7 protein-coding genes are annotated in these 5,891 nt (G+C 71.7%); 3 read left to right on the forward strand and 4 right to left on the reverse strand.

The annotated features are described in order from the left end of the window. Positions 1-53: 53 nt before the first annotated feature. The 3 genes from ACNFOC_RS49615 to ACNFOC_RS49625 form a co-directional block, all read right to left on the reverse strand. Positions 54-638, reverse strand: a complete 585-nt coding sequence (locus tag ACNFOC_RS49615; protein ID WP_521986953.1) for an Rv1733c family protein — start codon at positions 636-638, stop codon at positions 54-56. Positions 639-882: 244 nt separating this feature from the next. Continuing rightward, on the reverse strand, positions 883-1,638 hold the full coding sequence (locus ACNFOC_RS49620; RefSeq protein WP_416965576.1) for a ferredoxin reductase: 756 nt from the start codon (positions 1,636-1,638) through the stop codon (positions 883-885). Beyond that, positions 1,631-2,236 (reverse strand): sulfite oxidase-like oxidoreductase, encoded by a 606-nt coding sequence (locus ACNFOC_RS49625; protein ID WP_416965577.1) that lies wholly within the window; start codon positions 2,234-2,236, stop codon positions 1,631-1,633. Before ACNFOC_RS49625 ends, ACNFOC_RS49620 begins: the two co-directional genes overlap by 8 nt. A gap of 305 nt (positions 2,237-2,541) precedes the next feature. Between ACNFOC_RS49625 and ACNFOC_RS49630 the strand changes: the two genes are divergently transcribed. Both ACNFOC_RS49630 and ACNFOC_RS49635 read left to right on the forward strand, forming a co-directional pair. Next, on the forward strand, positions 2,542-3,468 hold the full coding sequence (locus ACNFOC_RS49630; protein WP_416965578.1) for an NADP-dependent oxidoreductase: 927 nt from the start codon (positions 2,542-2,544) through the stop codon (positions 3,466-3,468). Further along, complete coding sequence (locus tag ACNFOC_RS49635) at positions 3,465-4,187, forward strand: GNAT family N-acetyltransferase (protein ID WP_416965579.1); 723 nt, start codon at positions 3,465-3,467, stop codon at positions 4,185-4,187. Before ACNFOC_RS49630 ends, ACNFOC_RS49635 begins: the two co-directional genes overlap by 4 nt. 109 nt (positions 4,188-4,296) lie before the next feature. Here the strand turns inward: ACNFOC_RS49635 and ACNFOC_RS49640 are convergent, their stop codons facing one another. Beyond that, positions 4,297-4,698: a MarR family winged helix-turn-helix transcriptional regulator gene (locus tag ACNFOC_RS49640; protein WP_416965581.1), complete on the reverse strand. Its 402-nt coding sequence runs from the start codon at positions 4,696-4,698 to the stop codon at positions 4,297-4,299. A gap of 288 nt (positions 4,699-4,986) precedes the next feature. Between ACNFOC_RS49640 and ACNFOC_RS49645 the strand changes: the two genes are divergently transcribed. Beyond that, positions 4,987-5,817 (forward strand): putative protein N(5)-glutamine methyltransferase, encoded by an 831-nt coding sequence (locus ACNFOC_RS49645; RefSeq protein WP_416965580.1) that lies wholly within the window; start codon positions 4,987-4,989, stop codon positions 5,815-5,817. The last annotated feature ends 74 nt before the right edge of the window (positions 5,818-5,891 follow it).

Below are 5,891 nucleotides of genomic sequence, written 5' to 3' on the forward strand. Positions count from 1 at the left end.
GGCTCAACTTGCTTGTAGCGGTGGGGTGTTGAGGTGCGGCGGCGACCGGTTCGTCACGCCCGCCGTCGAGTCCACTGCGGTTCCGTGAGCGCCCAGTCCCGTTCCCACTCGGCCAACCGGTGCCGCAGGGAGACCCGTCGGATTACTGTCCGCGCGAGGAGTGCCAGGCCGATCACACCGGCCGCGGACCACACACCGACGGTCAACGTGTGCTGCCAGACGGCCACTTCACCCGGCGGCGGGGAGACACTGCGGCCCTTGGCGTCGAGCCAGACGTCCACCACGTCACCGCGCCCCGTGTCCGCCGGCACCGCGACCGTGGTCGTACGCGGCCCTTTGCCCGGCTCCGTCCAGCGCACCGCCACCGGGAAGCTGCGCGGGCGGTTTCCCTCGACCGAGGGGAGCTGGGCGGGCGGGTTGCCGATCACCTTCGCGTGGACGCGATGACGGTCGGCTCGCTGGGTCGCGGCGATGGTCCGGGCCTGGTCGTGGGCCCACAGGCCCGCGGCGGCGCCGGCCAGGGGCGCACCGACGAACAGCAGGAGGGCGACGGCCAGCGCCGTCCACGCCTCCACGACATCCGACCGGCGCCGCAGCGGATTCTGCCGCCTGCGTCGGCTTCCTGCCCGGGTCCGCATGTCGACCTCCTCGCCGTCACCGGAGCCGAGGAACCGGACCCACCCCTGCTGGGGCTGGGCCACCGCTCCCTCGACGCCGCGCACGCATGCGAGCGTCCACACACATGTCGTACCCCCTACGAGGCACTTCGCTCAACCGGAGCGGAGGTGATCAGAGCGGATCAGACAACTGGAGCGGAGCGGATCAGAGCGGAATGGAACGGCCGGCAAGCCCCGTGCAGCCGTCGCCGCGCCGGGCCGAGCCTCAGCCGAAGCGTTCGATGCGGATGCGGTCCACCGGCTGGCCCGCCTCGACCAGCAGCCGTGAGGCATGTTCGGCGAAGCCGTTGGAGCCGCACACATAGGCCTCCCACCCACCAGCAGGCTGCTCGGCCAGGAGCGGGGCCACATGTGCGGCGGCCATACGTCCCACCGGCACACCCTCCGGCGCGCTGCGCGTGAACACGGCCGTGGTCTCCGCGCCGTACTCCCGCGCGTAGATCAACTCCTCCGGGCTGCGCGCCGACACCACCAGCCGCAGCGGCACGGACAGGCCCCGCGCCCGGTGCTGCCGGAGCATCGACATCAGCGGCACGACCCCGGAACCGGCGCCCAGCAGCAGCGCGGGCCGGTCGCCGGGCCAGGCGAAGAAGCCGCTCAGCGGACCGCGGACCTCGACCTCGTCACCGGGCTCGGCGACGGTGTGGAACCAGCCGGAGACCTCCCCGCCCTCGACATGGTCCAGGGTCAGCTCCACATGCCCGGTGTCGTCCGGGTGCGAGGCGATCGAGTAGTGGCGCTGTGCCACATAGCCGTCCTCGGCACGCAGCCGCAGCATCAGATGCTGGCCGGGGAGGTGTCCGGCCCAGCCGGGCACCGCGAACCGGAACGTGGCGGCGTGCGGGGTCTCCCGGCGGATCTCGGTGAGTGTGGCGGTCTGCCACATGGCGGCGGCGCGGTTGCTCACGGCGATGCGTCCCGGTACCGCGAACCTGGTGGCGGGCGCGAAGGTGTCAGTCACCGGAGTACCGCTGTTCCTCCCAGGGGTTGCCCCGGGCGTGATAGCCGTTCTGCTCCCAGAAGCCGGGCTCGTCGTGGTCGAGGAGACGCAGGCCCGCGATCCACTTGGCGCTCTTCCAGAAGTACAGGTGCGGCACCAGCAGCCGGGCGGGGCCGCCGTGCTCGGCGGGCAGCGGCCTGCCGTCGTACTCCCACGCGATCCAGGCACGGCCGTCGGTCACGTCGGAGAGCGGGAGGTTCGTAGTGTACCCGGTGTGCGAATACGCGACCACATGTGTGGCGGACACATGGGGCCGCACCACATCGAAGAAGGCGTCCAGCGAGACGCCGCCGAACCGCACCCCGAACTTCGACCAGCTCGTCACACAGTGGATGTCACCCTCGTAGGCCGACGAAGGCAGTTCGTGGGCCTGCGTCCAGTCCCAGGTGCGCGGCTGTGCCACCAGTCCGTCGACGCGGAACGTCCAGTCGGCCGGTGACAGGTCGGGTGTGACCTCGGCGGACAGGACGGGCCAGTCGTCGCCCGCGTCGTACTGACCGGGCGGCAGGCCGGCGTCGGGGACACGGGGGCGTCCGGTGAAGCCTCGGGTGACGTGCATACGGGTGGAGCCTCCAGGCCGTTCCGACGCGGGTCCGCCGGGCGAGCGTGATCAGTGGTTTCTCGCTTCAACGGTACGCGTCCACGAGGTATGCCCAGGTCCGAGGGTGACCGCCGATCATTGCGGCCATATGAACTCTCCTCGCGCCGGGGAATAGCCGCCAAGGGATCGACCTTGGTCTTCAGTGCGGCCCATGCGGCGGCTTGAGTGCGGAAAGCCGGTCGTCGTGCTGGTGTTGTGGGACCACATGTGGCCGCACGTGACCACTGGTGGTCCGGTGACTGCGAAGGAGAGTGAGGGAGCAGATGCCGAAGGCGTACGTCTTCACGCGTTACGGGGGACCCGAGACCGAGGCGCTCGTCGAGGTCGACCAGCCGAGCCCCGGCCCCGGTGAGGTCCTCGTCGCGGTGCGCGCGGCCGGGGTGAACCCCGTCGACTGGAAGCAGCGCACCGGCTACCGCCGACCCGGCGAGACCGGCTCACGCGCCTTCCCCGCGGTCTTCGGCCAGGAGGTCTCCGGAGTGGTCCGGGAGATCGGTGCCGGAGTCGACGGATTCGCCGTCGGCGACGAGGTGTTCGGCAGCACTGTGGCCGGCGGATACGCCGAGTACGCCCTGCTGCCCGCCACGGTCACCGCGCACAAGCCCGCCGAGCTGTCCTTCCGTGACGCGGCCACCCTGCCCGTCGCCGCCGCGACCGCGTACGACGGCATCCGCCAGCTCGACCTGCCCTCCGGCGCGACCGTGCTGATCACCGGCGCGGGTGGCGGCGTCGGCTCCGCGGCCCTGCAGATCGCCCGCGCGCTCGGACTGCGCGCCGTGGGCGTGGCGAGCGAGGGCAAGAAGGACTTCGTGGAGTCGCTGGGCGCGGTCCACGTCCCGTCCGGCCCGGATCTGGCCGCACGGGTACGGGCCGTAGCGCCGGACGGCATCGACGGCGCCTACGACCTCGTCGGCGGCGAGGTGCTGGAGGAGGCCGCCACCCTCCTCACCGACCCCACGAAACTCATCACCGCCGGCGCCCCCGCCCCCGAGGTCGAGAAGCTCGGCGGCGCCCGTGTCGAGCGTGCCCGCAACTCCGCCGTACTCGACGCGCTCGCGGAGCTCGTGGTCGGCGGCGAGCTGGACCCGCACGTGACGCGGACCTTCCCGCTCGACCAGGCCGGCGAGGCCCTGCGCACCGTCGAGGAGGGTCACGCCCGCGGCAAGATCGTGATCGAGGTCGCCGCATGAGCACGTCCGACGAACGTGTCCTCGACAACCCCGCCCGCGCGGCCCTCACCGGCCCGCACGCCCACTTCGCCGAGCGACGCGGCCGGATCCTGCGCTACCCGGTCGACGTGACCCCGTGGCTGGCCCTGCCCGACGAGCCCGACGCCGACGACTGGGCGGACGTCGCCGCGCTCTCCGGCCCCGGCACCGAGATCCCGCTCCTCGGCTTCAGGGGCCGGGTTCCGGACGACTGGGAGATCACCTTCGACATCGACGGCGTACAGATGGTGGACGCCGGGCTGGCCGCCGCACCGGACCCGGAGGCGATCGTCCTCGGCCCGGCCGACGTCCCCGAGATGCTCGACCTGGTGGAGCGGACCAAGCCGGGCCCCTTCCTGCCCCGCACCGTCGAACTCGGCACGTACCTGGGCATCCGCCGTGACGGCGCCCTCGTCGCCATGGCCGGCGAGCGCCTGCACCCGCCCGGCTGGACCGAGATCAGCGCGGTCTGCACGGACCCCGCCGCCCGCGGTGAGGGCCTCGCGAGCCGCCTCATCCTGGCCGTCGCGCACGGCATCCGCGAACGCGGCGAGACCCCGTTCCTGCACACCGGCGCGGGCAACACCACCGCCATACGGCTGTACGAGTCCCTGGGCTTCCGCCTGCGCCGGACCACCGCGTTCCTCGCGGCACGGGCGCCGGAGCATCTCGCCCAGACGCGGTCCGTAGGGGTGTCGTAGAAACCGATGCGGTAGAAACCGATGCGGTAGAAACCGATGCCGTAGAAACCATGCCGTAGATCCGCTGTCATAGAACCGATGTCGTAGAACTGAAGGGGCTGGTGACCCCTCAGGCGTCGTCCGACGCGTCGACCGGCCACGAGTTGTAGCGCTCCAGATAGCCGGCGAACCGGGTCAGGTCCTCCTCCGGCCAGTCCGCGAGCCGCTCCCGGAAGGCAGCCTGACGGTTCTCGGTGACCTGGGCGAGGATCCGACGGCCGGCGGCGGTGAGGTGCAGGACCTGGACGCGGTGGTCCTCGGGGGCGAGGCGGCGCTCGATGAGGTCGGCGCGTTCCAGGGCGGCGACCTGGCGGCTGACCGTGGACTTGTCGAGGGCGTAGTGCGCGGCGAGGTCGGTGGCACGGCAGCCGTCGCGTTCCTCCAGGTGGCTGAGGAGGGTGTACGACACCAGTGACAGCTCGGGGTGGAGGCGGCCCGCCGAGGCCCGGGCGCGACGGGCGAAGCTCGTCATCTCGCGCTGGATGGTCTCCACGGCCTGGTCCGCTCGCACTGGAATCTCCCTCGATCACCTCGTTGTTGCAGAGTACAACTCAGTGAGGAGGGCGGCCCCTCGCGGGCCCGGTGGTTCGGGTAGTGTTGCTCACCGGTCGCGGACGTTCCCGACCTTGAACTCCCGGGAGGTGAGACCCATTTCCGCTGTGTCAGGTCGGGTGCTCTCACCTCAGGACAGCTCGGATCACCGGTAGTAGGTGACCGCGAGAGCGCCCTTCGGCTACCTTCCGAAAGGCTCTCGGCTCTCATGCCTCCTCTTTCCCCCCTTTCCTCCGCTTCCGTCGTGAGCGCGCTCCGCGCCGCGGGCTGTGTCTTCGCCGAGGACGAGGCGCGACTGATCCTCTCCGCCGCGCGCACCCCGGACGAACTCGCCGCCATGGTGGACCGCCGGGTCGCGGGCCTGCCCCTCGAACACGTCGTCGGCTGGGCCGAGTTCAGCGGCCTGCGCATCACCGTGGGACCCGGCGTGTTCGTGCCCCGCCGCCGTACCGAGTTCCTCGTCGAACAGGCCCTCGCGCACGCCCCGGACGCGTCCGTCGTCGTGGACCTGTGCTGCGGTACCGGCGCGGTCGGCGCGGCGCTGGCCGCCGCCCTCGGCCGGGTCGAACTGCACGCCGCCGACATCGACCCCGTCGCCACGCGCTGCGCCGGCCGCAATGTCGCCGCCTACGGCGGACACGTCCACACGGGCGACCTGTACGCGGCGCTGCCCGACGCGTTGCGCGGCCGCGTCGACATCCTCGCGGCCAATGTGCCGTACGTCCCCACCGACGAGGTCGGTCTGCTGCCCGCCGAGGCCCGCGAGTACGAACCGCTGGTCGCCCTCGACGGCGGCACCGACGGCCTCGACATACTCCGCGAGGTCGCCACCGGGGCACCCGACTGGCTGACCCCCGGCGGCTGCCTCCTCGTCGAGACGAGCGAGCGTCAACTCCCTTCAGCGGTCGAGGCGTTCAGGCGTGCCGGGCTGGAGACTCGGTCGGCCTACTCCGAGAAGTTGTACGCGAACGTCGTGATCGGTGTGATCCGGCGCTGGTGCTGGGTCTGGCGGTGTGGGGTCTGTCGGCGACGTTCCTGAACACTCCCGTGAACGCCCTCGCGGTCGCCGTCGAACGCGCCCATGGCAGCCCGTTGATGTCCCGGTTCCACGCC

It is taken from the genome of Streptomyces colwelliae (genome assembly GCF_048158785.1).
In the GTDB taxonomy this organism is placed as follows: Bacteria; Actinomycetota; Actinomycetes; order Streptomycetales; family Streptomycetaceae; genus Streptomyces.

Bases quoted from the DNA above. Each gene is read 5' to 3' on its own strand.
- ACNFOC_RS49615 (WP_521986953.1), bottom strand. From the start codon at position 638: ATGCGGACCCGGGCAGGAAGCCGACGCAGGCGGCAGAATCCGCTGCGG.
- ACNFOC_RS49625 (WP_416965577.1), bottom strand. From the start codon at position 2,236: ATGCACGTCACCCGAGGCTTCACCGGACGCCCCCGTGTCCCCGACGCC.
- ACNFOC_RS49630 (WP_416965578.1), top strand. From the start codon at position 2,542: ATGCCGAAGGCGTACGTCTTCACGCGTTACGGGGGACCCGAGACCGAG.
- ACNFOC_RS49635 (WP_416965579.1), top strand. From the start codon at position 3,465: ATGAGCACGTCCGACGAACGTGTCCTCGACAACCCCGCCCGCGCGGCC.
- ACNFOC_RS49640 (WP_416965581.1), bottom strand. From the start codon at position 4,698: ATGACGAGCTTCGCCCGTCGCGCCCGGGCCTCGGCGGGCCGCCTCCAC.
- ACNFOC_RS49645 (WP_416965580.1), top strand. From the start codon at position 4,987: ATGCCTCCTCTTTCCCCCCTTTCCTCCGCTTCCGTCGTGAGCGCGCTC.